Source organism: Nonomuraea sp. AD125B, assembly GCF_041402765.1.
GTDB lineage: Bacteria > Actinomycetota > Actinomycetes > Streptosporangiales > Streptosporangiaceae > Nonomuraea > Nonomuraea bangladeshensis.
Genome location: NZ_JBGLOU010000003.1, coordinates 65851 through 90921, shown reverse-complemented (window position 1 = coordinate 90921; position 25071 = coordinate 65851). Strand labels below are relative to the sequence as shown.

Annotated in this window: 26 protein-coding genes; 13 read left to right on the top strand and 13 right to left on the bottom strand. The window is 72.6% G+C overall.

What is annotated here, in order from left to right; all coding sequences use genetic code 11:
• The first annotated feature begins 2 nt into the window (after positions 1-2).
• The 3 genes from ACBR40_RS09790 to ACBR40_RS09780 are packed head-to-tail and all read left to right on the top strand — an operon-like array spanning position 3 to position 2823.
• The gene (locus tag ACBR40_RS09790) at positions 3-1211 is read left to right on the top strand and encodes an ROK family protein (RefSeq protein ID WP_371248420.1); all 1209 of its coding nucleotides are present in this window, start codon (positions 3-5) and stop codon (positions 1209-1211) included.
• Between the two features lie 44 nt (positions 1212-1255).
• On the top strand, positions 1256-2056 hold the full coding sequence (locus ACBR40_RS09785; RefSeq protein ID WP_371248419.1) for an ABC transporter permease: 801 nt from the start codon (positions 1256-1258) through the stop codon (positions 2054-2056).
• The gene (locus tag ACBR40_RS09780) at positions 2053-2823 is read left to right on the top strand and encodes an ABC transporter ATP-binding protein (protein ID WP_344206958.1); all 771 of its coding nucleotides are present in this window, start codon (positions 2053-2055) and stop codon (positions 2821-2823) included. The genes ACBR40_RS09785 and ACBR40_RS09780 overlap by 4 nt, the downstream gene beginning before the upstream one ends.
• A gap of 7 nt (positions 2824-2830) precedes the next feature.
• On the opposite strand, the gene ACBR40_RS09775 is transcribed toward ACBR40_RS09780, so the two are convergent.
• From ACBR40_RS09775 to ACBR40_RS09745, 7 genes are all read right to left on the bottom strand, one after another.
• The gene (locus tag ACBR40_RS09775; protein ID WP_371248418.1) at positions 2831-4552 is read right to left on the bottom strand and encodes a CocE/NonD family hydrolase; all 1722 of its coding nucleotides are present in this window, start codon (positions 4550-4552) and stop codon (positions 2831-2833) included.
• A gap of 18 nt (positions 4553-4570) precedes the next feature.
• On the bottom strand, positions 4571-5494 hold the full coding sequence (locus tag ACBR40_RS09770) for an MBL fold metallo-hydrolase (RefSeq protein ID WP_371248417.1): 924 nt from the start codon (positions 5492-5494) through the stop codon (positions 4571-4573).
• Complete coding sequence (locus tag ACBR40_RS09765) at positions 5491-6417, bottom strand: alpha/beta hydrolase (protein WP_371248416.1); 927 nt, start codon at positions 6415-6417, stop codon at positions 5491-5493. The genes ACBR40_RS09770 and ACBR40_RS09765 overlap by 4 nt, the downstream gene beginning before the upstream one ends.
• A gap of 4 nt (positions 6418-6421) precedes the next feature.
• The gene (locus ACBR40_RS09760) at positions 6422-7540 is read right to left on the bottom strand and encodes an FAD-dependent oxidoreductase (protein WP_371248415.1); all 1119 of its coding nucleotides are present in this window, start codon (positions 7538-7540) and stop codon (positions 6422-6424) included.
• A gap of 17 nt (positions 7541-7557) precedes the next feature.
• Complete coding sequence (locus ACBR40_RS09755; RefSeq protein WP_344206963.1) at positions 7558-8523, bottom strand: phosphotriesterase; 966 nt, start codon at positions 8521-8523, stop codon at positions 7558-7560.
• A 39-nt stretch (positions 8524-8562) separates the two neighbouring features.
• Positions 8563-9534 carry a phosphotriesterase gene (locus tag ACBR40_RS09750; RefSeq protein WP_371248414.1) on the bottom strand — a complete coding sequence of 324 codons (972 nt, stop codon included), beginning with the start codon at positions 9532-9534 and terminating at the stop codon, positions 8563-8565.
• Between the two features lie 94 nt (positions 9535-9628).
• Positions 9629-11212, bottom strand: coding sequence for an MFS transporter (locus ACBR40_RS09745; protein ID WP_371248413.1), 1584 nt, complete (start codon positions 11210-11212; stop codon positions 9629-9631).
• Positions 11213-11383: 171 nt separating this feature from the next.
• Here ACBR40_RS09745 and ACBR40_RS09740 point away from each other — a divergent pair, with 171 nt between their 5' ends.
• Complete coding sequence (locus ACBR40_RS09740) at positions 11384-11998, top strand: helix-turn-helix domain-containing protein (protein ID WP_344206967.1); 615 nt, start codon at positions 11384-11386, stop codon at positions 11996-11998.
• Positions 11999-12007: 9 nt separating this feature from the next.
• On the opposite strand, the gene ACBR40_RS09735 is transcribed toward ACBR40_RS09740, so the two are convergent.
• The 4 genes from ACBR40_RS09735 to ACBR40_RS09720 are packed head-to-tail and all read right to left on the bottom strand — an operon-like array spanning position 12008 to position 15450.
• Positions 12008-12928 (bottom strand): LysR family transcriptional regulator, encoded by a 921-nt coding sequence (locus ACBR40_RS09735; protein ID WP_371248412.1) that lies wholly within the window; start codon positions 12926-12928, stop codon positions 12008-12010.
• Between the two features lie 25 nt (positions 12929-12953).
• The gene (locus tag ACBR40_RS09730; protein ID WP_371248411.1) at positions 12954-14087 is read right to left on the bottom strand and encodes an NAD(P)/FAD-dependent oxidoreductase; all 1134 of its coding nucleotides are present in this window, start codon (positions 14085-14087) and stop codon (positions 12954-12956) included.
• A complete protein-coding gene (locus ACBR40_RS09725) occupies positions 14084-14272 on the bottom strand; it encodes a ferredoxin (RefSeq protein WP_344206970.1) in 189 nt (62 codons plus the stop codon). Before ACBR40_RS09725 ends, ACBR40_RS09730 begins: the two co-directional genes overlap by 4 nt.
• Complete coding sequence (locus ACBR40_RS09720; RefSeq protein WP_371248410.1) at positions 14269-15450, bottom strand: cytochrome P450; 1182 nt, start codon at positions 15448-15450, stop codon at positions 14269-14271. The genes ACBR40_RS09725 and ACBR40_RS09720 overlap by 4 nt, the downstream gene beginning before the upstream one ends.
• Before the next feature lie 85 nt (positions 15451-15535).
• Here ACBR40_RS09720 and ACBR40_RS09715 point away from each other — a divergent pair, with 85 nt between their 5' ends.
• From ACBR40_RS09715 to ACBR40_RS09680, 8 genes are all read left to right on the top strand, one after another.
• Entirely contained in the window at positions 15536-15844 is a 309-nt protein-coding gene (locus ACBR40_RS09715; RefSeq protein WP_371248409.1) for an SdpI family protein, read from the top strand.
• Positions 15845-15977: 133 nt separating this feature from the next.
• Complete coding sequence (locus tag ACBR40_RS09710; RefSeq protein ID WP_371248408.1) at positions 15978-16811, top strand: lysostaphin resistance A-like protein; 834 nt, start codon at positions 15978-15980, stop codon at positions 16809-16811.
• On the top strand, positions 16808-17968 hold the full coding sequence (locus ACBR40_RS09705) for a histidine kinase (RefSeq protein WP_344206974.1): 1161 nt from the start codon (positions 16808-16810) through the stop codon (positions 17966-17968). The genes ACBR40_RS09710 and ACBR40_RS09705 overlap by 4 nt, the downstream gene beginning before the upstream one ends.
• Positions 17965-18624 (top strand): response regulator transcription factor, encoded by a 660-nt coding sequence (locus tag ACBR40_RS09700; RefSeq protein WP_344206975.1) that lies wholly within the window; start codon positions 17965-17967, stop codon positions 18622-18624. Before ACBR40_RS09705 ends, ACBR40_RS09700 begins: the two co-directional genes overlap by 4 nt.
• Positions 18625-18647: 23 nt before the next feature.
• Positions 18648-19451, top strand: coding sequence for an endonuclease/exonuclease/phosphatase family protein (locus ACBR40_RS09695; protein WP_344206976.1), 804 nt, complete (start codon positions 18648-18650; stop codon positions 19449-19451).
• Between the two features lie 94 nt (positions 19452-19545).
• The gene (locus ACBR40_RS09690; RefSeq protein WP_371248407.1) at positions 19546-20340 is read left to right on the top strand and encodes a polyphosphate polymerase domain-containing protein; all 795 of its coding nucleotides are present in this window, start codon (positions 19546-19548) and stop codon (positions 20338-20340) included.
• A gap of 6 nt (positions 20341-20346) precedes the next feature.
• A complete protein-coding gene (locus ACBR40_RS09685; RefSeq protein ID WP_344206979.1) occupies positions 20347-21024 on the top strand; it encodes a DUF4956 domain-containing protein in 678 nt (225 codons plus the stop codon).
• Between the two features lie 10 nt (positions 21025-21034).
• Entirely contained in the window at positions 21035-22534 is a 1500-nt protein-coding gene (locus tag ACBR40_RS09680; protein ID WP_371248406.1) for a CotH kinase family protein, read from the top strand.
• Here the strand turns inward: ACBR40_RS09680 and ACBR40_RS09675 are convergent.
• Positions 22518-23411: a DMT family transporter gene (locus ACBR40_RS09675; RefSeq protein ID WP_344206981.1), complete on the bottom strand. Its 894-nt coding sequence runs from the start codon at positions 23409-23411 to the stop codon at positions 22518-22520. The genes ACBR40_RS09680 and ACBR40_RS09675 overlap by 17 nt on opposite strands.
• A 94-nt stretch (positions 23412-23505) precedes the next feature.
• Here ACBR40_RS09675 and ACBR40_RS09670 point away from each other — a divergent pair, with 94 nt between their 5' ends.
• A complete protein-coding gene (locus tag ACBR40_RS09670; RefSeq protein WP_371248405.1) occupies positions 23506-24366 on the top strand; it encodes a LysR family transcriptional regulator in 861 nt (286 codons plus the stop codon).
• A gap of 22 nt (positions 24367-24388) precedes the next feature.
• On the opposite strand, the gene ACBR40_RS09665 is transcribed toward ACBR40_RS09670, so the two are convergent.
• Complete coding sequence (locus tag ACBR40_RS09665) at positions 24389-25069, bottom strand: alpha/beta fold hydrolase (protein ID WP_371248404.1); 681 nt, start codon at positions 25067-25069, stop codon at positions 24389-24391.
• Positions 25070-25071: the final 2 nt, after the last annotated feature.

The window sequence follows — 25071 nt, the reverse complement described above, 5'->3', positions numbered from 1 at the left end:
CCATGTCGACCCCCACTGACGCCCTGCAACGGCTGCGGCGGGTGCACGAGGACGCCGTACTGTCCGCGCTGCGCTCGGCCGGCGGGCTGAGCCGCGCCCAGCTCACCGAGCGCACCGGGCTGTCCCGCACCACGATGTTCGCGATCGTCTCCGGGCTGCTCGAACGCGGCATGGTCATCGAGACCGAGGGCTCGGCGGCGGAGCCGCGCGGACGCGGCCGGCCGGCCGCGCTGGTCTCGCTCAACCCCGACGCGGGCCTGCTCCTCGGCCTCGACCTGGGACGCAACCGGGTACGCCTGGCCGTCGCCAACGCCGCACACCAGGTGGTCGCGACGGCCTCGGCCGACCTGCCCGAGGAGGCCGCCCCCGAGGAGGAGGCGGAGAGCGCGGTGCGGCTGGTCCGCGCCGTCGCCGCCGAGCGCGGCCTGAGCCTGGGCGCCCTGGAGGCGATCGGGCTCGGCCTCGTCGGCGTGGTCGACGACCACCTGCCGCCCGTCCCCGTGGGCGGCGAGCAGACCGCGGTCGTCCCCGTCCGCTACCTGCCGCTGGCCCGGCGGCTCGGCGAGGAGTTCGGGGTGCGGCTCGCCGTGGACAACAACGCCCGGCTGGCCGCGCTCGCCGAGGCGACGTGGGGGGTCGCCAGGCCGGTCCGCGACATGGTCTACGTGCGCTGGTCGGTCGGCGTCGGCGGCGGCTTCCTCGCCGGCGGCCGGCTGATGCGCGGCGCGCACGGCGCCGGCGGCGAGCTCGGCCACGTCTGCCTCGACCCCGAGGGCCCGCCCTGCCACTGCGGCTCGCGCGGCTGCCTGGAGGGGCACATCGGCGGCCGGGGCCTGCTGGAGCGGTGCGCCGCCCACGGCGTCCGGCTGCCCGCGCTGGACGCGCTGGTCGCCGCGGCGCAGGACCGCGTGCCCGCCGTGTGCGAGGTCGTCGCCTCGGCCGCGGCCGACCTCGGGCGGGTGCTGGCGGGCACCGTCACCCAGCTCGACCCGGCGCTCGTCGTGGTCGGGGGCGAGCTGGCCGGGCTCGGCAGCCTGGTCCTCGACCCGATCCGCGCGGCCATCGCCGAGCGGTCGCTGCCGCGCTCGTCGCGCGAGATCGCCGTCGTCCCCGCGGACCTCGGCGTGAACGCCTCCGCGATGGGCGCGATCGCCCTCCTCCTGCACGAGGAGCCCTCGATCCCCGCCCATCTCCGCCCCGACGTCCCCTGAACCGTACCGAGAAGGAACCACCACACCATGCAGAGCTCTGAGCCATGACCGCCGCCACCGTGACCGAACCGTCCGCCTCGCCGCGCCGCCGCCGCTCGCGCCCCGGCCGCACGGTCGTGCTCAACGTGACGGCCGTGGTCGCCGGACTCGCCGTCTGGACCGGCCTGTCCGTGTCCGGCATCACGGGCCTGACCGGGCCGATCGAGGTGGTGCGGCGGGGCGCCGAGCTCATCGCCGACGGCACCCTCGTCAACGACGTCCTCGCGAGCCTGCGCCGCGTCTTCACCGGCTTCGTGCTGGGCACGGCGCTGGCCGTCCCGGTCGGCTTCCTCATGGGCTGGTACGCCACCGCCCGCGCGCTGATCGAGCCGTACGTGCAGTTCTTCCGCACGATCCCGCCGCTGGCGATCATCCCGCTGGCCATCCTGCTGATGGGCATCGGCGAGACGCCCAAGGTGTTCGTCATCTTCCTGGCCGCGTTCCTGTCCAGCGTGGTCTCCACCTTCCAGGGCGTCCTCGACGTGGACAAGACGCTCATCAACGCCGCCCGCGTGCTGGGCGCGTCCGACCGGACGATCTTCATGAAGGTGGTGGTGCCGGCCTCGACGCCGTTCATCATCGTCGGCATGCGCGTCGGGCTCGGCGCGGCCTGGGGGACCCTCGTGGCGGCCGAGCTGATCGCCGCCCAGGAAGGGCTGGGCTACCGGATGCAGCAGGCCCAGCTCTACTACGACCTTCCCACGATTTTCGTCGGCCTGATCAGCATCGGCGTGCTCGGCCTGGTCATGGACCGGCTCCTGCTGCTGGCCGAGCGCAGGCTGACCGGATGGCAGGAGCGCCGATGACCCCCAAGATCTCCTTCAGGAACGTGTCGAAGTCGTTCCCGCTGAAGGGCGGCGACTTCCTCGCCCTCGACCGGGTGGACCTCGACATCGCCGACCGTGAGTTCGTCACCGTCGTCGGCCCGTCGGGCTGCGGCAAGAGCACGCTCATGAGCATGGCCGCCGGGCTGACCGAGCCGGGGACGGGCGACATCCTGCTCGACGGCGCGCCCGTCGCCGGCCCCGGCCCCGACCGCGGGGTGATCTTCCAGCAGTACGCGCTGTTCCCGTGGCTGAGCGTGCGCAAGAACGTCGAGTTCGGGCTCAGGCTCATGAACCTGCCGCCGGACGAGCGGGCGAAGCGGGCCGAGCACGCGATCGAGCTGGTCGGGCTGTCGGACTTCGCCGACGCGCTGCCCAAGACCCTGTCGGGCGGCATGAAGCAGCGCTGCGCCATCGCCCGCGCGTACGCGGTCAACCCGCAGGTGCTGCTCATGGACGAGCCGTTCGGCGCCCTCGACGCGCTCACCCGCGTCCAGCTCCAGGACCAGCTCCTCGACACCTGGAGCAGGGAGCGGCGCACGGTCATGTTCATCACCCACGACGTGGACGAGGCCGTCTACCTGGCCAACCGGGTCGTGGTCATGGCGGCGCGGCCGGGCCGCATCCACCGGGTCATCGACGTGGACCTGCCGTACCCGCGGACCGAGGAGCTGCGGCTGTCGCCGGAGTTCTCCCGCATCCGCAACGAGGTCTGGCACTCGGTCTACCACCAGGCGCCCGCCGCCTGACCCCGGCTCAGTCGCCCGGTTCCGTGGTGAACGGCAGGACGAGCCGCGACGGGTGGGCGGCGTCGCGGTAGATCTTGTGCGTGACCGGGCGGCCCACCGGCAGGTGGAAGGCGTCCGGCGGCAGCAGCGCGTTGTGCGCGTCGGCCGGCGGCTCGTCGTTCGACAGCTCCGCCACCAGCCGATGGCCGGGGCGCAAGGTGGCCGCGAACGGGTAGAGGCGCAGCACGTACTCCTCGATGGCGCCCGGCTCGACGGGGACCGCGCGGGTGTGCGGGTGGTACGGGTCGCCCTCGGTGGTGCGCTCGTCCAGCTCGCGGTGCGACGCCTTGAGATAGCCGGTGGTGATGAGCTGCCGCCCGCCGTCGGGCGCGGCGTCCCACAGGCGCAGGATGAAGTTGGTGTCGTCCTGGTCGATCTCGGCGAACAGGTGGGCCGCGCCGGTGCCGATCAGCTCGGTGGGCTGCTCGAACGGCTCGGTGCTCCAGCTCACCGTCGCGACCTTGTCGGTGACGGTGAGCGGGGCCTGGTAGAAGCCGTCGGGGGCGGCGTGCTCGGCGCCCATCAGCTCCGGCTCGGGCGACAGCTTGTGGCGCGGGCGCAGGTAGAGCGAGCGGTGCTCGACCGGCTTGGGCGGCCACGTGCCGGCGGTGACGACCTCGCGGGAGCCCTCGACGAAGACGCTGACGGCCGGCTCGTCCATGACGCCGTTGTCGACGCCCTTGAGCCAGTGGTCGTACCAGCGGAACATCTTGTCGTGCTCCTCGACCCAGGGGCGGGACTGCATCGGCGGGTAGGAGCCGATGTCCAGCTTCTTGGGGCCCTTGAGGGCGTGGAACAGCTCGATGTGGCCGTCCACGGTCCAGCCGCGGCCCTGGTCGATCTGCAGGTAGACCGGGATGTCGATGTTGCGGGCCAGGTTGATGGGGTTGCGTTCCTCGTACCAGGGGCCGTCGAGGGGGTTCATCACGATGTCGAACCAGAACTCGCGGTTTTTCGGATATTTCAGGACGTGTACGAGATTGGGCCAGGCGGCCACGTCTGGGTCCCGCAACCGCTCCTCGACCAGGCGGTCCAGCTCCTCCGGCGCGTGCACGTGCGCCATGCGGGAGATCACGTCGGTGTGGGCGATGCCCGAGTCGCCGCCGCGGCCCTCGCGGGCGGCCCGCGGCATGAACCACATGATGCCGCCGTGATAGGTGGTCTCGTAGAAGTCGAAGTGGCCGCCGCTCACGAAGATCGCCTTCAGGTGCGGGGGCCGTTCGGCGGCGGCGAGCACCTGCATGGAGCCGAAGTAGGAGATGCCGATCATGCCGACGTTGCCGTCGCACCAGGGCTGGGCGGCGACCCATTCGATGAGGTCGTACAGGTCCTGGCCCTGCGGCACGCCGCCGGCGTTGTAGTTGCCGATCATCTGGCCGCCGGAGTCGCCGGTGCCGCGCATGTCGCCGATGACGTGGACGTAGTCCTCCTTGACCACGCGGGCGATGTCGCCGGCCTCGATGCAGCCGTCCCACATGGGGGAGGGGCGGCGCTGGGGCGGCGTGGTGAGGGCGAGGGCCTGCAGCTCCTTGCCGTACGCGCTCATCGCGACCAGCGCGGGCCGCGGCCTGTCACCCTCGCCGTGGTAGGCGTCCACGGCGAGGGTGACCCCGTCGCGCATCGGGACCCGCAGGTCCTTGCGCACGGCGATCCGCTGCGAGCCGGCCTGGATCGTCCGGATGTCAGCCATGGTGGATGGTTCCTTGTCTTATGAGTTGTGCGTGCGGTAGGCGTGCATCGAGGTGAAGAACGGCGACGGTTCGAGCGTGGGATCGCCGGTGTAGCCGAGGGCTTCGGCGACCGGGGAGAACGGCGAGTAAGGCGAGCCCGTCTCGCGCAGGCCCTCCCGCAGGCAGCGGCGGGCCGCCTCGCCGACCCCGGCCTCGATGTCCAGGCTCCCCTGGATCGCCTCGCGGGCCTGACCTGCGTCCAGCTCGACGCCGTACGGGACGCCGTCCGCACGCCGGTACGGATGCCCGAGGTAAAGCCGCCGCGGGCGCACCTCGTCGCGCAGCCGCTCCAGGCTCGCCCGGTAGGCGACCGGATCGGTGTAGCCGGGGAAGCCGTTGGCGGCCCCGTGCACCTGCACCGCGTCGCCCACGAACACGTCGTCCTGGCCGTCGAGCACGTAGGCCACCGATCCCGGCGTGTGCCCGGGGATCGCGTGCACCGACACGGTGACGCCGCCGCCGAGCGGGATGGTCTCACCGCCCATGACCAGCACGTCCGGCTCCAGCTCGCCGGAGATGACCGTCTCGGTGGCCGCCGCGACCCTGGCCGCGCCGTCCGGGTCGTTCAGGTAGCGGCCCCGACCGGACAGGTACTCCTCGACGTGGGCCTGCCGCGAGCGCAGCATCGGCGCGTCGGCCTCATGGATGACGACCCGCGCCCGCCGGCCGGTCAGCTCCCGCAGCGCGTACGCGCCGCCGACGTGGTCGATGTGGCCGTGCGTGAGCAGGATCCAGCGCACGTCCTCGATCCGCCGCCCGATCGCCTCCAGCGCGGGGACCATGCCCTCGGCGGGCGAGGACGCGATGCCCGTGTCCACGATCGCCGGCTCGGGCGCGTCGAGGAAGAAGCTGTAGAGGCCGAACCGGCCCCACGGCGAGACCAGCGGGTGCACGCGCGTCACGACGCGCCCCGCAGGAAACCGGCCGTCTCCTCGAAGGCCCGGTGGTAGTCGGGGATCCAGGAGAAGTGCTGGACGAATCCGTGGCCCGCGCCCTGGTAGCGGCTCACCCGGGCGGCCACGCCGGCCTCCGCCAGCCGCCGGCCGTAGAGCTCGCCCTCGTCGCGCATGGGGTCGTACTCGCCGGTGACGATTAGCGCGGGCGGCAGCCCGGTGAGATCGGCGCGCTTGATCGGCGAGACCAGCGGATCGCCGGGATCGGCGCCGCTGCCGAGGTAGAAGGCGTTGAACGGCTTGAGCCCCGCCGTCTCCAGGCCGTAGCCGACGGCGTTCTCACGCAGCGACGGGTGACGGTCGACGTCGAAGTCCAGGTCGAGCGACGGGTAGTACATGACCTGGTGGGTGATCCGGTCGAAGCCGTCGTCGTGCGCCATGGCGGCGACCGCCGCGACGAACGTGCCGCCCGAGCTGTCGCCGGCGAGGGCGAGCGTGCCGCCGTCCCAGGCGAGGCTTTCGCCCTGCTCGGCGGCCCAGCGGACCACGCCGTAGCAGTCCTGGAGGCCGGCGGGGAACGCGTGCTCCGGCGCCCGGCGGTAGCCGACGGAGATCACCTTGAGCCCGGTCTCCTTCGCGAGGGACCGCGCGACGTGGTCGTGCGTCTCCAGGCTGCCGAGGAAGAACGCCCCGCCGTGGAAGTAGACGAGCAGGCCGTACGCGGCGGCGTCGGCCGGGGTGTAGATCCGCACGGGCACCTCGCCCGGCGCGGTGCGCGCGGTGACGTCCTCCACCGCGTGCAGCGGCAGGCGCTCGGCCGGCGGCGGGACGGCCGCCTCCTCGGCCGCGCGCATGGCGGCCGGGTCGAGCGGTCCTGGAGGCGGGGCCGGCATGGCGGCCAGGGCTTTGGCGATGTCGGGATGCAGAGGCATGGCGTCAGTCCTGCGGTCGCTGAGAGGTCGGCTTCTGGCCGGGGAAGACGTCGTTGATCTCGTCCTCCGTCCAGCCCTGGCGGGAGATCCGCTGCAGCTCGTCGGTCACCGGCTTGCGGGCGGCCTGGTAGGAGGCCAGCGCCTCCTTGACCGAGCCGGCCTCCCTGAGCGCGTCGGCGAGGGCGCCGGCGTCCAGGATCGCCGAGTTCGCGCCCTGGCCCTGGTGGTGCAGCATCGAGTGGGCCGCGTCGCCCACGAGGACGACGGAGTCCGAGTGCCAGGTGTCCACCGGGTCGATGTCGTAGACCGCGCGGCAGTTGACGGTGGCCAGGTCCAGGTTGCGGGTGATGTCGACGATCCGCGGGTCGAAGCCCTCGACGGTCCTCAGCAGGTCGTCCCTGGTGACCTTCGGCGCCCAGGTGGGGTCGGGGCAGAGGGCGGTGATGTCGAAGGAGACCTGGTCGCGGTGGCGCAGCGGCAGGAAGTAGACCTTGGTGCCGCGGCCGATGTACATCCGCAGGTTGTCGTCCACGGCCAGGCCGCGCGCGTCCGCCACGGAGATCACGGCGCGGTAGGCGTGCTCGCCGGAGAAGACCGGCTGGTTGTCGCCGAACAACCGCGCGCGCACGACCGACTTGATGCCGTCGGCGCCGACCACCAGGTCCGCGGTGACCGACGTGCCGCCCGCGAAGGTCAGCCTGGCCCGGTCGCCCTCGTCCTCGATCGACTCCAGCTTGTGGCCGAGATGCACCATGCCCTCGGGGAGCACGCCCATCAGGGCCTCGATGAAGTCGCAGCGGTGGATCAGGTGGGTCTTCTCGCCGTAGGTCGCGATCTCCGGCCACTCCTCCTTGGCGATCGGGTCGGAGGTGGCGGTGAGGATCTCGAAGTAGTCGCTCGGCGAGCTGACCGCGGCGATCGCGTCGAAGACGCCCCACTGGCGGAACCGGTCCATCGTGGAGGGCCGCAGGCCGATGCCGGCCCCGACCTCGCGGACGGCGCTCGCCTGCTCGTAGACGTTGACCGTGGCGCCGAGGAGGCTCAGGGCCTTGGCGGCGGCGGCGCCGGCGTAGCCCGCGCCGACGATCGCGATGTCGAGGTTTCTCAGGTCGGAAGGCTGCATGGTCGCGGTTCTCTTCTTCAGTGCTGGATGGTCAGGAAGTCGGCGGGGTTGTCGATGAAGACGGTCGCGATCGTGCGCTCGTCGAGACCGGCGGCCCGGAGGTCGGGGATGAGGTCCTCGAAGATGTAGTTGACGGTGTGGCCCTTCACGCCCGGCCAGCCCAGCGGGCTGCAGTTGGCGTCGGCGGAGGCGAGGACCCTGCGCAGGTGGCCCTGGCCGATGAAGCGGAGGAAGTGGTCGAGCCGCTCCCGGCGCGGGCGGGCCCAGAACGGCGGGTCAGGCAGCTCGGTCTCGTAGCCGAAGGTGTCGAAGCCGACCCGGCCGCCCTGCTCGGCGATCCAGATGTCGCGGGTCTTCTCGGCGTTCACGCCGTCGTCGGCGTGCCCGAACAGCACCCGGTCGAGGGGCAGGCCCTCCTCGTTGAAGATCGCGATGGCGGTCTCGGCGTCGATCGCGAGGTGGGTGAGGATCGGCACGCCGGTCTCCAGCGCGGCGCGGGCAGCGGCCCGGTAGATGCGCTTGTCCAGGTCGGTCATGCGCCCGCCGCGGCTCACCCCGACCTTGATGACGCCCGCGCGGGCGCCGGTGCCGCCGATGCCGACGATGATCTCGTGGGTGAACTGCCGGGTCAGGTAGTCGACGCTCGCCCGCTCGAAGAACGGCAGGGCGGTGTCGCCGCCGACGAAGCCGGTGCAGGCCACGATGTGCACGCCGGTCTTCGCCGACAGGGTCCTGTAGTAGTCGACGTCGCGGCCGTTGCAGATGCCGGTGGCGTCGACGAAGGTGCCGCCGCCGTACTCGCGGCTGTGGTCGTGGAAGGCGCGCAGCTTCGGCACGGTCTCCGCGTAACGCTGCTCGGGGGACTTCCACCACGTGCTGTCCAGCTCGGAGCCGGGCATGCCGTACCCGATGTGCTCGTGGACGGCCACGATCCCCAGCTCCTCGGCCGGGATCGGCCCGAGCACGGTGTTCACTCTCGTCACAGAACTCACCTCTTGAAAGATCGGAAGGCTCTCGCCGGGTCAGCGCACCGAGAGCAGGTCGCGGGGGTTGCCGGCGAGGATGCGCCGGACGTCCTCGTCGCCGAGGCCCCGCGCGGTGAGCAGGGGGACGAACTCCGACAGGACGTGGCTGAACGGCAGGTCGTTGCCGGGGTGGCCCTTGGCCACGCCGATCGCGTTGGCCGACAGCAGGACGCGCTCGCCGTGCCCGGCCTGGACGAGGTCGAGCACCAGTGCCGCGCGGTCCTCGTCGGTGACGCCCCCGTCGGAGCTGACGCCCGAGCCCACGTGGTCGAGCGCGACGTACGCGCCGCGGCGGGCCACCTCCAGCGGGGCGCCGGCGGCGAGGGCGTCCGCGCGGTCGAGCCCGCCGATCACGACGCGGTCCGCCGGCAGCTTCTCGTCGAGGACGATCTCCAGGTCGTGCACGGCGTCGGCGCCGTAGCGGACGGAGAGCGGCACGCCGGTGGCGAGGGCGGTGCGGGCCGCGCCGCGCAGCAGGCTCTCGTCGGTGGCGGTCATGCCCTCGCGGGTGGCGGCGGTGGCCACGAGGCCCGCGGCGGCCCGCCGCTCGACGCGCGGGACGACCATGCCCTCGGTGACCTCCTGGGTGAAGAGGCGGGCGAACTTGTCGGCCGGCCACGGCGTCGGCGGGTTGGTCTGCGGGGTGAGGAAGTAGCCGCCGAGCAGCTTCTCCGGGCCCATGCCCGTGGACGCCACGATGTGCACGCCGGTCGAGCGGGACAGCGCCTCGTACAGCCGGAGGTCGCGGCCGTGGAACATGCCCGTGCTGTCGACGATCGTCCCGCCGCCGTGCGCCCGGAAGTCCGCCAGCTTGCGCGCCAGGATCTCGAAGATCTCGGCGCGGTCGACGGTGATGTCGAAGGCGTGCTCGGCGCCCGGGAGCACCGACAGCAGGGCCTCGTGGACCGCGACGACCCCGAGGCCGTCCGCGGGGACGGGGCCGAGGACGGTGTTGACGGCGCTGCTCATGACGGTTCGCGCACCTTTCACCGGTGTTTCCTTTCGCTGGCGATCGTGTCATGTGATTTTACAGGGCGTCAAGCAAATGTCCTCCCTGTAAATTCTATTGTGCGTCTGCAAGATCCGCTGGACGGGAGCCGAAGAGCCCGGCCAGGGTGAGGACGGCGGCGACGGCCGCGCAAAGCCCGGCGACCAGGAAGGCGAGGTTGTAGGCGCTGCCCAGGGACTCGAAGGCCAGCACCCGGAGGCTGTCCGGCATCGGCACCGGCGGCAGGTCGGGGCCCGCCCCGGGCACCACCGGCATCGAGTTGACCGCCATCGCGCCGCCCTGCTGCGCCAGGCCGCCCGCGACCTCCGTGTACGGCGGCTTGAGCCCCGACGCCGCGATGGCGGGGCCGAGCCCCTGCGTCAGGTCCCCGTTGGCGCGGCTCACCGCGAACGCGGCGATGAGCACGGGACCGAGCGCGAAGCCGAAGTCGCGCAGCAGGTTGGTGGTGGCGCTGGCCATGCCGGCCAGCCGCAGCGGCACCGCGTTGATCGCCACGGCCGTGATCGAGCCGACGGTGAGCGCGAAGCCGACGCCGAGGGCCAGCATCGGGGCGATGAAACGGATCCAGTCCAGGTCGTGGACGTCGAACGTCGAGCACCAGATGCCGCTGACGGCTATGAGCGCGAAGCCGCCGGTGAGCACCCAGCGCGGCGAGAAGTTCCGGATCAGGTGCGAGACGACCGGCACCAGCAGGAAGGCGGGCCCCTGGATGAACAGGAACAGCACCCCGATGTTGAGCGCGCTCTGGTGCTGGATCGCGCCGAGCCAGATGCTCATCGAGTAGCAGGTGGCGAGGAAGGCGAACATGCCGATGACCGTGGCGACGGCGACGACCGCGTAGGCGCGGTTGGCGAAGATGGTGAGACGCAGCAGCGGGACCTCGGTCCGCAGCTCGATGACGACGAACGCGCCGAGCAGCACCACGCTCGCGACGAAGGCCCCGATGATCTCGGGACGGGCGAAGCCCGCCTCGGAGCCCTGGGTGGCCGCGAAGAGCAGCGCGATCAGGCCGAGAGCCAGGGTGACCTGACCGGGAACGTCCAGCTTGCGGCCCTCGGGAGCCGCGGAGTCTGCGGCGAACTGGGTGATGGCTATCGAGACGACCGAGGCGGCGATCACCACCAGGTACGACGTCCGCCAGCCGCCGTCCTCGGCCAGCCAGCCGCCCATGAGCGGCGAGATCGCCGCGCCGGCCGAGAGGAAGCCGGCCCACATCGCGATGGCCCTGGACCTGGCCTCCTGCGACGTGCTCACGGCGGCCAGCATGGCGAGCGAGATCGGGTAGAGGATAGCCGCGCCGACGCCGGCGACGACCTGGCCGATCCACAGGACTTGGACCGTTCCCGCCGCGTAGCAGATGACCGAACCGGCGATGGTGAGGGCCGCGCCGGCCTGCAGCAGGCGCTTGCGGCCGAACAGGTCGCCGATCACGCCGGTGGTCAGTTCGAGCACGACCATGGGGATCGCGAAGGCGGCCGTGATCCAGGTCAGCTCGGCGCCGCTGGTCTGGAACTCCTGCTGGAAGGTGCCGTTGAGCGCGCCGGGCAGCGAGTACGCCACCTGCGCGAGGAGCACGGCGAAGCAGCCGGCGAGCACCGTGACGGTGTGCCCCTGCCTGCGCGTGGCGGTCTGTGTCATGGCGGTCGTCTTCCTCGTCAAAGGGGGCTGGGGGGTGGGGGTGTGAGCGGCATCACCGCGTTGATTGTGCAAAGTGGCACAAGATTTAACACGACGTCAAGAGTTCGAGCAGCGCGTATCCGAAATGGGCGTCGAGGACGGAACGCGGCCGGTGTGCTCTACGCTGGCCGTATGGCGAGGCTTCGTGAGGCGCAGAAGGAGATGACACGCAAGCTCCTGCTGGACGCCGGCGTGGAGCTGTTCGTGTCGAAGGGCTACGCGGCCACCACGGTCGACGACATCGCCTCGGCGGCGGGCACGACGCGGGTGACGTTCTACGCCTACTTCCCGTCGAAGGTCGAGCTGATGAAGGCCCTCGTCACCGAGCGGCTCAACGCCGCGCTCGACCGCGTCCCCTCACCGGAGCACGGCTCGACCGCGCGCGACCTGGTCAGTGTGGTCGAGGACGGCACGCGCGAGCGGATCCGCGACTGGCTCGCGGAGATCTCGCTGCGCTGGCCCGTCATCCGCCCCTACACCACGGCCGCCTTCGAGGCCGCCGCCGTCGATCCCGAGATCCGCGAGCTGCTCGGCGCCTGGCTCAACGAGGCCATCGGCGACGTCGAGGAGGGGCTCAACCGCGCCGACCGGTTCCCCGCCGCCACCCGGCACTTCCGCAGCGTCATCGCCATCACCGAGCTCGACCACGTGGCGCGCCACTGGGTCGCGGGACACTGGGGCGTGCAGCGCGAGGAGATGCTGGACGTGCTCACCGAGAGCTGGCTCGGCACGATCGGCCGCCGCTGACGGCCCGGCTCAGGGCCTGGCGGCGTCGAACAGGAGCTGCCGCAGCCACGCCTTGAAGTGATGGTCGCCGAGCCGCGGGTTCCACACCATGTCGATCCCCAGCCCCGGGATGGGGAACGGGAACTCCTCGATCCGCAGCGGCACCAGCGTGCTCATCTCGCGGGCCACCCGGTATCTCAGGAGCGCGACCCCGCCGGCCCGCCCCACCAGGTACGGCACGAGCAGGAAGTCCGAGATCAGCAGCCCCACGCGGTAGGGCACGCCGTGCTCGTCGAGCACCGAGTACGGGAAGACCCGCCGCTCGGTGTCCACCACCACGTGCGGCTGCGCCGACAGCAGGTCGAGCGCGCTCGACTCGGGCGGCGTGTCCACGGAGGTCACCACCACGCCGCGGTCGTCGTACAGCCGCTCGCGTGGATGGGGCGCGGCGATCGCCTCGGAGACCAGGACGACGTCCACGCCGTGCTCGGTGTAGGTGGACTCGGTCGGCACGGTGATCGTCCGCAGGCGCAGCGTCGCGTTCGGGGCCCGCTCGGCCACCAGGCGCGCCAGCCGCGCCCCGAGGACGAACGCCGTGCTGGTGGTCATCGCGATCGTGATCACCCGGCGGTCCGTGGCCGGATCGAAGACGGGGAACCTGACCACGTCCGCGACCTGTTCGAGCGTGGCCCGCAGCGGCGCGATGAGCTGCACGGCGCGTGGCGTCAGCGTGACGCCGTTGCCCTGCCGGACGAGCAGGTCGTCGCCGAGCAGCCGCCGCAGGCGGCCGAGCGCGTGGCTCATCGCCGACTGGGAGAGGCCGACCCGCTGGGCGGCCCTGGTGACCGAGCGCTCCTCCAGCACCGCGAGCAGGGGCACCAGCAGGTTGAGGTTGACCGACGCCAGCCGGTCCAGCCCGGAGGCCGCGGTGCCCCTGTCGTCGTCGCTCATCGCGACGCATCCTATGCGCTGCTCCTTACAGGACGGCCTGGCTCACCCTGCGCAGCTTCGGGATGGGGACGCGCAGGTTCAGCGCCGCGGCCGTGCCGTGGGGCCAGCGCATCAGCGCGGGCCCGCCGGGCCCGCCCTCGACGAACACCGGCTCGCCCGCGACCGGTAGCTCGCCCGCCGCCTTGAGGCTCAGCCCGAACTGCTCGGTCCAGAAGTACGGCTGGAACCGCAGCGGCGGCGCCTGCTCGCCGCGCACGAGGGCGGCCCCGGCCACCTTCGCCTGCTCGATCGCGCTGCTCCACAGGGGGACGCGGCGCCGGCCGTACGGGGTGGGGAACGCCGCCAGGTCGCCCGCCGCCGCGACGTCGGGGCGCACCAGCCCGCGCTCGTCCACCGGGAGGACGCCGCCGTCGGCCAGGCCGGTGCCGGCCAGCCACGCGGTGTCGGGGACGTCGCCGACGGCCGACACCAGCAGCTCCGCCTCGACGACCGCCCCGTCGCCGAGCTGGACGAGGGCGTGCCCGGGGGACGCCTCGACGTGCGTGGCGCCGTTCGTGAGCAGGGTCAGCCCGCGCTCCAGCGCGGCCCTGACGAACACGCCCGCCAGGTACGGCCCCAGCTGCGCGCTCAGCGGCACCCCGTCGGAGACGAGCGTGACCCGGCAGCCCGCCGCCAGGCAGCCGGAGGCGATCTCCATGCCGAGCGGCCCGCCGCCGACCACGACGACCGACGGCCGCCCGGCGAGGCGCGCCCGCAGCGCCAGCGCGTCGTCCAGCCCGCGCAGGGTGAGCTCGTCCGGCAGCCCGGTCAGCCGCCGGGCGCGGGAGCCGGTGGCGATCACCAGCCGGTCGTACGGCAGCGCGTCGCCGCCGTCGAGCAGGACGAGCCGGCGCTCCAGGTCGAGCCCCGACGCCCGGACCCCGAGCAGTTCGCGTGCCCCGTGCGTGGCCGGCGGCAGCTCGTGGGACGACAGGTCGTCGCCGTCGAGCAGGAGCGCCTTCGACAGCGCCGGGCGGCTGTAGGGCGGGTGCCGCTCGTCGCCGACGACGGTCAGCTCCCCGTCGTACCCGCTGTCGCGCAGGGCGTCCGCCGCGGTGAGCCCGGCGACGCCGTTGCCGACGACGACGACCCGCCTGACCGGCCCGATGGACCCGTTCACGTGAGATGGAGGGCCGCGACCGGGCAGACCCGGACGGCGGCCTGGGCCTGCGGGACGTCGGCGTCGCCGACCTCCTCCTGGTGCAGGACCAGCTCGCCGTCGTCGTCGAGGTGCATGAGCGCGGGCGCGGCCTCCTCGCAGAGGCCGTGCCCCTCGCAGCGGGGACGGTTCAGGACGATCTTCATGCGGGGGACACTTCCAGGACGGGGAGCTCTTCGATGCTCCGGGTGATGTTGCTCGGCACCCGCACCTCGGGGCCGACGATGAGCCGTTCGACGCGGCGGGCCAGGGACGTGATGACCGCGTGCGCCTCCAGCCGGGCGAGCCCCTGGCCGGCGCAGCCGTGCGGACCGTAGCCGAACGCCAGGTGGTCGATCGGGTTGCGCTCGACCAGGAACGCGTCCGGGTCCGGGTAGTGGTGCGGGTCCCGGTTGCCGGCGCCGAGCAGGACCGCGACCTTCGCGCCCGCCGGGATCAGGACGCCGTCGATCTCCACGTCCCGTGTGGCGCGGCGTCCCCAGGCGTTGACCGGCGGCCAGAACCGGAGCGTCTCGTTGAACGCGGCCGGGACCAGCGCCGGGTTCTCCCGCACCAGCGCGAGCTGGCCGGGGTGCCGGGCGAAGAGGGCGACGATGTTGCCGATGGAGGCGACCGTGGTGTCGACGCCGGCGCCCAGGTACTGGTGGATGATGTGGCCGGCGGTGCCCGGCGGGATCTCGCCGCGGGCCTCGGCCTCGAAGATCCCGCGCCCGACGGAGCCGGGCGTCAGGTCGCCGGCGGTGACCGCCGAGCACCAGGCGTACAGCTCGCCCGCGATCGGGAAGCTCTCCGCGGTGCGCTGGTTCATCGGCCCGATGACCTGCATGGCCGCCTGCCCCCAGCGCAGCATGTTGTCGCGTACATGGCCGGTGAACCCGATGAGGTCGGCGACGATCTCCAGCGGCAGGGCGCGGGCCAGCGCGTCGATGGCCTCGAACGAGCCCTTGGCGACCAGCTCCTCGACGAGCGCGTCCGCCTTGGCCTCGATGGTGGCCTTCAGGCCGCGCAGCGCCCGCGGCGACAGGTTGGCGGTCAGCGCCGCCCGCAGCCGCGTGTGCGCGGGCGGGTCCGAGGAGAGGGACGTGCCGGTCAGCGCCTCGTTGACCATCGGGTTGAAGCCGATGGCCCCGGCCGAGGAGAAGGTCTCCCAGTCGGCGAGGGCGTCGCGGATCACGTCGTAGCGGGTGAGCGCGTAGACGTCGTTCGCCGGGAGGCGGACGACGGCGCCGAGCTCGCGCAGCGCCGCGTACGACGGGTAGGGGTCGATCAGCACCTCGTCGGCGAAGAGGTCCAGGTCGGAGACGGGGGCAGCGGGGTCGGTCATCGGTCTCACCTCGGGGTCGGTCACTGGTAGTCCAGTGAAACGACCGGGCTCCCATCAGGCAAACACATGTTCTGCATGGGTGGACATGAATCCCGTGCATGCCTGGTTCGGCCCGTACGCCGGGCGGCTGCCGCGCAACGAGTTCGCCGGGGTCCGCACCGCGACGACGATGCGCAGTGACGCCACGTTCCTGGCCGCGAACCGGGCGGCGGGCGTGCCCACGATGGCAGGGGGCGGCGTCGGCGTGGTGGGAGCGGTGGTGGCCTGGCTCGTGCCGGGCGAGATCGGCGTGGTCGTCGCGGTCCTCGTGGCGGTCGCCGTGATGACGGGGCTGACGGTCCTGGGGGCCGTCCAGGGCATCCGCGCCGCGAAGGCGGTCGCCGACTCGCGCTGACGTGTCCCCCGTGCGAGCTACCCGCGAGTGTCCACCGTACGGTGACGATTCCCGAGGGCCGGATCTCTAGCGTTCTGTGCGTGGCCGCGGCGCACGGACCGGCGGCTTCCTGAAGCCTCTCCAAGGAGTCGTCATGCGACTGGTGAAACAGCTCGTGGCCGTAGCGGTGGTCGCGTTCGCCGGCAACGCGGGGGTGAGCGCGGTACAGGGGAACGCGCTCCTCACCCTGGTGATCGGCCTCGCGACGGCCGCGCTCGCGCTGTTCGTCTACGCCCGCGTGGTGCGCTGGTCCGAGCGCCGCGACCCGGTGGAGGTGGCCACGGCGGGCGCCGCCGCGACGACCGGGCGCGGTGCGCTGATCGGGATGGGGCTGTTCGCCGCCGTGATCGTGAACATCGCCTTCATGGGCGGCTACCGGATCGACGGCATGGGCTCGGTGACGGGCGCGCTGGGGCTGGTCGGCTTCATGGCGGCGGCCGCCGTGACGGAGGAGCTGCTCTTCCGCGGCATCCTGTTCAGGATCGTCGAGGAACGCCTCGGCTCCTGGCTCGCGCTGACGCTCACCGCGGTGCTGTTCGGGCTGGTGCACCTGGTCAACCCGCACGCCGACCTGTGGGGCGCGACCGCCATCGCGATCGAGGCGGGCGGCATGCTCGCCGCCTGCTACGCCGCCACCCGCACCCTCTGGCTGCCGATCGGCCTGCACTTCGGCTGGAACTACGCAGCCGCCGGCATCTTCGGCGCGGAGGTCTCCGGCAACGGCGCCTCGAACGGGCTGCTGCACGGCGTGACGTCGGGCCCCACCGCGCTCACCGGCGGCGCGTTCGGGCCGGAGGGCAGCGTGTACGCGGTGGTGTTCTGCACGCTGCTGACGATCGTGTTCGTGTGGCTGGCCCACCGGCGCGGCACCTGGATCCCGCTCCGGCGCGGCGCGGCGGCCGGTGAGGACGCTAGGCTCTCCCGATGATCAGCTTCCGCCGGGTCACGGAGCTGTGGCAGCGGCTCCACGTCACGGTCCGGGACGCGCCGCTCGGGGTGGCGCTCATGGTCGCGTCGTTCCTGCCCGCGCTCCAGAACAACGGGACGCAGCTCGGCGACCTGCCGCCCCGCCCCTTCGACGAGCTGGCCGTCGTCGCGATCGCCCTCCAGTGCCTCCCGCTCGCCGTGCGCCGCCAGTGGCCGGCCGTCTCCATCGGCCTGGTCTCGCTCGGGTTCGCCCTCGACCAGGTCCGCGTCTACCACACGGTGGCCGGCACCGCGCTGGGCATCGCGCTCGTCAGCGCGGGCATCCACCTCGAACGCGGCCGGCGGGTCGTCGTGGTCCTGCTGACGGCGGCGTACGTGGCGCTCGCGGTGGTGCTCGACCGGCTCGGCTCGCCCGAGGGGCTGGACGGGTTCACGGTCTTCTACCTGACGCTGGTGCTCGCCTGGTGCATCGGGGCCTGGCTGCGCTCCACCAGGATCGCCGAAGCGGAACGCCGCCGCGCCGTCGCCGAGGCCACCCGCACCGCCGAGCGCACCCGCATCGCCCGCGAGCTGCACGACGTCGTCACCCACCACGTCACGGCGATGGTCGTGCAGGCCGAGGCGGCCCGCTACCTGACCGCGGCCCCCGAACGCCTCGACGCCACCCTGACCGCCGTCACCGATACCGGCCGCCGGGCCATCTCCGACCTGCGGCACCTGCTCAACCTGCTCAACCCCGACCACGACGGCCCCGCCCAGGTCAGGGCGCCCTCGATCGGCGACCTCGGCGAGCTCGTCGAGCAGACCCGCCAGGCGGGGCAGCCGGTGGAGCTCACGGAGGCGGGCGAACCCGCGGGAACGGCGGGCAGCGCCGAGTTCGTGGCCTATAGGGTCGTGCAGGAATCCCTGACGAACGCCCTCAAATACGCCCACGGCAGCCGCACCGCGGTCAGCGTCCGCTACGGCGAGAAGGAGATCACCGTGGAGGTCACCACCGACGGCTCCGGCTCCGCGGCCGGCTCCCCAGGAGGGAGCGGGCGCGGCCTCGCCGGCCTGCGCGAGCGGGTCGACGCCCTCGGCGGCGAGTTCAGCGCCGACCGGCGGGCGGGCGGCGGCTTCGTCGTACGGGCCCGCATCCCCGCGGGGAGCCCGGCGTGACCGCGCCGGTACGCGTCCTCGTCTGCGACGACCAGGCGCTCATCCGCACCGGGTTCGCCACGATCATCGACGCGCAGCCCGACCTGGAGGTGGTGGGCGAGTGCGGCGACGGCCGCGCCGCCGTCGAGCTGGCCCGCGAGCTGGACCCGGACATCGTGGTGATGGACGTCCGGATGCCGGTGCTAGACGGCATCGAGGCGACCCGCCTGCTGGCCGGCGCGGGCGTGGCGCGTCCGGTGAAAGTGCTCGTGGTGACGACGTTCAACCTGGACGAGTACGTCTACGAGGCGCTGCGCGCCGGCGCGAGCGGCTTCCTGCTCAAGGACGCCCCGCCCGCGCAGCTCCTCCAGGGCATCCGCACCGTCGCCTCGGGCGCCGCGCTGCTGGCCCCCGAGGTGACCAGGCAGCTCGTCGGCCGGTACGCCTCCCGCATCCGCCCCGCCGAGCAGGACCAGGACGGCGGCGCGCTCACCCCGCGCGAGCTGGAGGTGCTGCGCCTCATCGCCGACGGCCTGTCCAACAGCGAGATCGCCGCGACGCTGGTCATCAGCCAGGAGACGGTGAAGACGTACGTGTCGCGCATCCTCACCAAGCTCGACCTGCGCGACCGCGTGCAGGCCGTCGTCTACGCCTACCGCAGGGGACTCGTGACCTGACCGGTGCCCTAGGGTGTGGGGCCGTGCGGATCACTTCACTGAACACCTGGGGCGGGGCGATGTTCGACGAGCTCGCCCCCTGGCTCGCCGGCTGCGACGCCGACGTCCTGTGCCTGCAGGAGATCACCCACACCCCGACCGCGGACGGCTGGACCCGGTTCGACGACGACGAGCGTTCGCTGCCGCAGCGGGCCGACCTCCTGGGCGACGTACGCGCCCGCCTGCCCCGCCACCACGCCCTGTTCAGCGCGTGCGACTCCGGCCCGGTCCAGGACCAGGAGCACCGCGTCCACCGGCAGGACTTCGGGCTCGCGACCTTCGTCGCCCCGGCCTTCCCCGTCGTCGGCGTGCGCTCCGGCTTCGCGCACGGCGAGTACGCCGACCACGGCGACCGGTGGCCCAGCGACGGCCGGCCGCGGGTCGCGCTGGCGGTGCGCGTGTTCGACCGGCGGGCCGGGCGCTTCGTCACCGTCGTGAACTTCCACGGCCTGCGGGACGCGAGCGGCAAGGCCGACACCCCCGCCCGCCGCGCCCAGGCCGAACGCCTCGCCGACCTCGTCGCCGGGGCGCGCGAGAAGGGCGACCTGACCGTGGTGTGCGGCGACTTCAACGTCCTGCCCGGCAGCGAGACGTTCCGCGTGCTCGGCGGGCTGGACCTGGTGGACCTGGTGCGGGACGCCGACACCAGGACCTCCCGCTACCCCAAGCCGGTACGGCACGCGAGCTACCTGCTGGTGTCCGAGCCCGACGCGGTGACGCGGTTCGAGATCGCAGCCGCGCCCGAGGTGTCCGACCACCGGGCGCTGACGCTCGACCTCTGGGGGTAGCGCGGGGCGTCTCCCGTTCACCTGGACGTCAGGCCCGGTTCACACACTTCTCCCAGCTTCGTGCTGTCGGATGTGTGCGGACGAAAGGAGGGCCATGCTGCACGCGTTCAACCGGTACGAGATCAAGTATCTCGTGGACGCGGTGGAGGCGGCCGAGATCCGCGAGGAGATCGAGCGGCGGCTCGACCGCGACCGCCACAGCGGCGATCGGGGCTACGGCGTCTGGAGCGTCTACTACGACACCCGGCAGCTCCGTTTCTACTGGGAGAAGATCGAGGGGCTGAAGTTCCGCAGGAAGCTGCGGGTGCGCCACTACGGCGACCGGTTCTCGGTGGGCGAGGACACGCCGGTGTACGTCGAGATCAAGCAGCGGGTCAACCGGGTCACCCAGAAGCGGCGGGTGCGCCTGCCGTACCGGGACGCGCTGCTCCTCTGCGACGGGCGCACGCTCGTCGAGCACGAGCCCGCCCAGCGGCCCTTCCTGGAGGAGGTGCTGGACCTGGTCCTGCGCCTCGATCTGCGAGCCGTCGCGACGACCGGCTACACCAGGCACGCCTACCTGGGCCGCGACGCCGACGTGGGCCTGCGGGTGACGTTCGACCAGCGGATCCGCGGCCGGGACAGGGACTTCCACCTCGGCGCGGACGCGGGCGACCGGCTCATCGTGCCCGCCCGCAAGGTGATCATGGAGGTCAAGGCCGACGAGCGGGTGCCGTACTGGCTGACCGACCTCACCGCGAAGCGGAACCTGCAGGTCGTGCGGGTCTCCAAGTACTGCCAGAGCGTCGAGGCGCACGGGCTCGCGCCGCGCTCGGTGTTCCACGTTCCTGATCATGACCACGACCTCGACGCCGGCCGCTCCCGGCCGGGCGTCCCCTTGGAGGCATGACCCCCCATGGACTTCTCCTTCCAGGACCTGTCCGGCACGTTCAGCGTGGCCGACATCGCGATCGCGATGGCGCTGTCGTTCGTGCTCAGCGCGATGATCGGCTGGGTCTACCGGGCCACGCACCGCAACGTGTCCTACAGCCAGTCCTACGTCCAGACGCTGGTCGTCCTGGGCATGCTCATCTCGCTGATCATGCTGGTCGTCGGCTCGAACATCGCCCGCGCCTTCGCCCTGGTCGGCGCCCTGTCGGTGGTGCGCTTCCGCAACGCCATCAAGGAGACCCGCGACGTCGGGTTCATCTTCCTGGTGATGGGCGTCGGCATGGCCGTCGGCACCCGCTTCTACCTGCTGGCCGTGGTCGCCGCCGTCGCGATCTCGCTGATCGTCGTGGTCATGCACCGGTTCAACTGGTTCGCGCTCAACGTACGGCGTCAGGTCGTCAAGGTGCAGGTGCCGTCGGACGACGACTACACCGCGGCGGTCCAGGACGTGCTCGTCCGGCACACCGACGAGTTCGAGCTGGTGAGCATGGAGTCGATCAGAGGCGGCGCGCTGCTCGAACTGATGTACACCGTCAAGATCAAGAAGGGCAGCGAGCCCGCGGACGTCATCTCCGGCCTGCGCGCCCGCAACCACGGCCAGGCGGTCACGGTCCTGACCGGGTACGACCAGACCGATCTGTAGGGCCGGGGCCATGGCACAGCTCAAGCACCGCGTCCCGGTCAGACTGCGGCAGAACTGGAAACTGGTCGCGCTGTGCGCGGCGTTCCTGGCCGTGTGCTGGGGCGTGTTCGGCAGCGGGACGATCCGCCCGTACGTCACCACCGCCCGGACCGCCGAGGCCGGCGCCGTCACCACGAACCTGACCGGCGCCAAGGACCTGTTCGACGCCTCGGTGCCGCACGACGTGCGGATCACGTTCACGGACGAGGCGTACGAGGACATGCTGACCGCCTACTTCAAGGACGGGGAGAAGAAGTACGTCGAGGCCGACCTGGTCATCGACGGCACCCGGATCCCCAGCGTCGGCGTCCGGCTCAAGGGCAACTCCACGTTGCAGGGGCTGACCTGGAAGGGGCAGAGCAAGCGGCGGGTCATGCCGGGCGGCGGCGGGCCCCGCCAGGCCGGCGACGGCCCGCCGGACGGCTTCCAGCCCCCCGAAGGCTTCCAGCCCCCCGAGGGCTTCCAGCCGCCGGGCAACGGGAACGGGCAGCAGCGGGGCAACGGGCGGCCGCCCGGCGGTGGCGGCATGATGCGGGCCTCGCTCAAGGCCGAGGAGCCGGAGAGCCTGCCGTGGCTGATCAGCTTCGACGAGTTCGTGGAAGGCCGCCGCTACCAGGGCCACAGCCAGCTCGCCGTGCGCCCGGCCCTGTCGGGCTCGTCGGCGATGCTGAACGAGGCCCTGGGCATCGCGGTCGTCGGCGCGGCCGGCGAGCCCACCCAGCGCTCCGCCTACGGCTCGTTCACCGTCAACGGCCGCGCCTCGACGCCCCGCCTGCTGGTCGAGTACCTGGACGAGGGCTACGCCGAGGGCCTGGGCGACGGCGTCCTGTACAAGTCGCTGGCCTCCAGCTCGTTCACCTACAAGGGCGAGGACCAGACCGCGTACGGCACCGACTTCAAGCAGGTCAACAAGGTCGGCGGCAGGGACCTGCAGCCGGTCATCGACTTCGTGAAGTGGGTGAACGACTCCTCCGCCGAGGAGTTCGCGGCGGGCCTGGCCGAGCGCCTGGACGTGGAATCGTTCGCCCGCTACGTGGCCCTGCAGAACCTCATGGTCAACTTCGACGACATGGCCGGCCCCGGCCGCAACTACTACCTGTGGTACGACCTCGCCGCCAAGAAGTTCACGGTCGTCACCTGGGACCTCAACCTCGCCTTCAACGGTGACGCCACGAGCGGCGTGCACGACACGATCGGCATGGGACGCATGGGCGGGCACCCGCTGAAGGAGAAGTTCCTCGCCGACGCCGGCTTCAAGAAGCTCTACGAGGAGCAGTACCGCGCCCTGTACGCCAAGCTGCTGGCCGGCGACGCCGCCTCCGGGCTGCTGGACAAGCTGGTCGCGGCCTACGACCTCAACGAAGGGGCCGACAGCGCCAAGGTCAAGGAGGAGGCGGCGACGTTGCGTACGTTCCTGGAGACCAGGAAGAAGACGCTCGGCGCCGACCAGGCGATCACCGGGCCGTCGTGAGCCGCGCCGCCGCGCCGCCCGTACGCGAGAGGAGGACCCCGGCGACCACGAGGACGCCGCCCGCGACGGTGTTCCAGCCCAGCGGCTCGGCCAGCAGCAGCGTGCCGAGCAACGTCGACCACACGGGCGTCACGTACGTCACGGTGGAGGCGATCGTGGACCCCGCCGAGCGGATCACCCGCAGGTTGAGTATGTACGCCAGCCCGGTGCCGACCGCGCCGAGCAGCACGAGCGCCGCCGCGGCGGGCAGGCCGGGCCAGGACGGCCCGCCGCCGGCGAACGGGGTGACGACGGCCAGCTCGGCGGTCGCGCAGACGATCTGCACGGCCGACAGCGCGGCGGCGGAGCCCTCGCGCCCCGAGTAGAACCTGCGGGTGTAGGCGAACCCGGCCCCGTAGCAGGCCGTGGCCGCCAGGCAGGCGAGGCTCCCGATCGCCGGGCCGCCGCCCGCGCCAGGCCCGCCGGCGAGCACCACGAGCGCCCCGGCGAAGCCGACGAGCAGCCCGAGCAGGCGGCGGGCGGTCGGCCGCTCCTGCGGCACCATGAGCAGGACGAACACCAGCGTGGTCAGCGGCGTCGTCGCGTTCCACACGCCGGCGAGCACCGAGCTGACCAGCGTCTCGCCGTACGCGAGGAGGGCGAACGGCACCGCGTTGAGCAGCGCGGCCACGACCAGCGCGTGCCCCCAGACGGCCCGGTCGCGCGGCAGCGGCTCCCGTCGCAGCGCGCACACCGCGAGCAGGGCGAGCGCGCCGAAGAAGCAGCGCCAGAACGCCACCCACAGCGGCCCGACCCCCGCCTCGACCGCGATCTTGATCAGCGCGAAGCTCGCCCCCCAGATGGCGGACAACGTCACGAACGCCGGCATCCACCGCATTGCGTCCCCCTTTTCCACAGCGATGGACGGCATCCTGCTCAGGAGGGGAGCATGAGTCCAACAAGCCGGCCCGCCGACCCTATGAAGGAAGCTCATGACGGTGCACCTGGCCCAGCTGCGGGCCTTCGTGGCGGTGCTCGACGAAGGCGGCTTCAGCGCCGCGGCCGACGCCCTCGGGGTGAGCCAGTCGGCCGTCTCGCACGCCGTCACCGCGCTGGAACGCGCGCTCAAGGCCCCGGTGCTGCTCCGCCAGGGCCCGCCGCGGCCCACGGCGTTCGGTGAGCGGATCCTCGCGCACGCGCGGGCCGCGGTCGCGGCGGCCGTCGCCATCGACGACCTCGTGGCCCTGCGCGACGGCGTGCCGCGCGGGGCCATCAGGCTGGGCGCCCCGCCGTCCGTGTGCCAGGGGCTGCTTCCCGGGCTGCTCAACCGGTGGAAGGCCGACTTCCCCGAGGTCGAGATCACCGTGTTCGAGGGCGAGGACGACGAGGTCGCCGGCTGGCTCGCGGGCTCCGCCGTCGAGCTCGCCGTGCTCGTCGACCCGCCGCCGGGCAGCGGGGTGGTCGTCGGCGTGGACGCCTTTCACGCCCTGCTCCGCCGCGACCACCCGCTCGCGGGGGAGGCGTCGATCAGCGTCGCGGACCTGGAGGACGACCCCTTCCTGCTGTCCCGGGGCGGCTGCGAGTCGCACGTCAGGGAGGTCTTCCGTCAGGGGCGGACGCCGTTCGCGCCCGCGCACCGGATCAGGGAGCTGGGCACGCTGCTCGCCATGGTCCGCAGCGGCGTCGGGGTGACCCTGGTGCCCGGTCTCACCGCGGCGATGCTGGACGCGCGGCTCGTCCTGGTGCCGCTCGACCAGCGGGTCACCAGGAGGCTCGTGCTCAGCGGCCCGCCCGGCCGCCCCTGGCACCCCGCCGCCGAGGCCCTCGTCGCCGCCGCTCACCCGCCCGTTTGACGCTCGGCCGCCCGCTTGACGCTCAGCCGGCCTCCGCGGCGAGCAGGCGGGCGAGCTCGCGCGGCCGGGTCAGCATGGGCCAGTGCCCGGAGTCGAGGTCGGCGAACGTGACGTTCCTGGCCCGCGCCAGCTCGGGCACGTCCCCGGCGTCGATCCACGCCTTCGCCTCGGCCGGCCCGAACTCGGGGCACACGACGACCACGGGCACGTCGTGACGGCGCTCGTCGGTCAGCCGTACGACGCCCCTGGCGACCCCCTCGGGCACGGGGATCGCGGCGGCGGCGAAGGCCCGCCTGGCGTCCTCGTCGAGGTCGGCCGAGTCGGCCCCCTCGAACGGCTCCCACCCGGGGAAGGGCATGACGCCGTCCGTCACCTCGAAGAAGTCCGCGTACGCGGCCCCGTCGGCGGCCGGGAAGCCGCCGACCAGGGCCACCTTGGCGATCCGCGCGGGCCGCGCGTCGGCGGCCAGCCACGCCAGGCTGCACGCGGCCGAGTGCCCCACCACCATGACCTCGCCGGAGGCCGCGTCCAGGGCGGCGAGCACGGCCGCCACCTGGTCGCCGAGCGTGGCCGAGGCCGAGCCGTCGCCCTGGCCGGGCAGGGCGACCGGCACCGGGCGGTGGCCGAGCGCGGCCAGCTCGGGCACGACGTCGTCCCAGGCGGAGGCGTCGAGCCAGAGGCCGCCGATGAGCAAGATGTCCACGG

Coding starts and splice junctions, on each gene's coding strand:
- ACBR40_RS09745 (WP_371248413.1), bottom strand. CDS start 11,212: ATGACACAGACCGCCACGCGCAGGCAGGGGCACACCGTCACGGTGCTC.
- ACBR40_RS09725 (WP_344206970.1), bottom strand. CDS start 14,272: ATGAAGATCGTCCTGAACCGTCCCCGCTGCGAGGGGCACGGCCTCTGC.
- ACBR40_RS09680 (WP_371248406.1), top strand. CDS start 21,035: ATGGCACAGCTCAAGCACCGCGTCCCGGTCAGACTGCGGCAGAACTGG.
- ACBR40_RS09675 (WP_344206981.1), bottom strand. CDS start 23,411: ATGCGGTGGATGCCGGCGTTCGTGACGTTGTCCGCCATCTGGGGGGCG.
- ACBR40_RS09740 (WP_344206967.1), top strand. CDS start 11,384: ATGGCGAGGCTTCGTGAGGCGCAGAAGGAGATGACACGCAAGCTCCTG.
- ACBR40_RS09720 (WP_371248410.1), bottom strand. CDS start 15,450: ATGACCGACCCCGCTGCCCCCGTCTCCGACCTGGACCTCTTCGCCGAC.
- ACBR40_RS09715 (WP_371248409.1), top strand. CDS start 15,536: ATGAATCCCGTGCATGCCTGGTTCGGCCCGTACGCCGGGCGGCTGCCG.
- ACBR40_RS09685 (WP_344206979.1), top strand. CDS start 20,347: ATGGACTTCTCCTTCCAGGACCTGTCCGGCACGTTCAGCGTGGCCGAC.
- ACBR40_RS09710 (WP_371248408.1), top strand. CDS start 15,978: ATGCGACTGGTGAAACAGCTCGTGGCCGTAGCGGTGGTCGCGTTCGCC.
- ACBR40_RS09735 (WP_371248412.1), bottom strand. CDS start 12,928: ATGAGCGACGACGACAGGGGCACCGCGGCCTCCGGGCTGGACCGGCTG.
- ACBR40_RS09790 (WP_371248420.1), top strand. CDS start 3: ATGTCGACCCCCACTGACGCCCTGCAACGGCTGCGGCGGGTGCACGAG.
- ACBR40_RS09750 (WP_371248414.1), bottom strand. CDS start 9,534: ATGAGCAGCGCCGTCAACACCGTCCTCGGCCCCGTCCCCGCGGACGGC.
- ACBR40_RS09785 (WP_371248419.1), top strand. CDS start 1,256: ATGACCGCCGCCACCGTGACCGAACCGTCCGCCTCGCCGCGCCGCCGC.
- ACBR40_RS09670 (WP_371248405.1), top strand. CDS start 23,506: ATGACGGTGCACCTGGCCCAGCTGCGGGCCTTCGTGGCGGTGCTCGAC.
- ACBR40_RS09780 (WP_344206958.1), top strand. CDS start 2,053: ATGACCCCCAAGATCTCCTTCAGGAACGTGTCGAAGTCGTTCCCGCTG.
- ACBR40_RS09775 (WP_371248418.1), bottom strand. CDS start 4,552: ATGGCTGACATCCGGACGATCCAGGCCGGCTCGCAGCGGATCGCCGTG.
- ACBR40_RS09760 (WP_371248415.1), bottom strand. CDS start 7,540: ATGCAGCCTTCCGACCTGAGAAACCTCGACATCGCGATCGTCGGCGCG.
- ACBR40_RS09690 (WP_371248407.1), top strand. CDS start 19,546: ATGCTGCACGCGTTCAACCGGTACGAGATCAAGTATCTCGTGGACGCG.
- ACBR40_RS09705 (WP_344206974.1), top strand. CDS start 16,808: ATGATCAGCTTCCGCCGGGTCACGGAGCTGTGGCAGCGGCTCCACGTC.
- ACBR40_RS09765 (WP_371248416.1), bottom strand. CDS start 6,417: ATGCCTCTGCATCCCGACATCGCCAAAGCCCTGGCCGCCATGCCGGCC.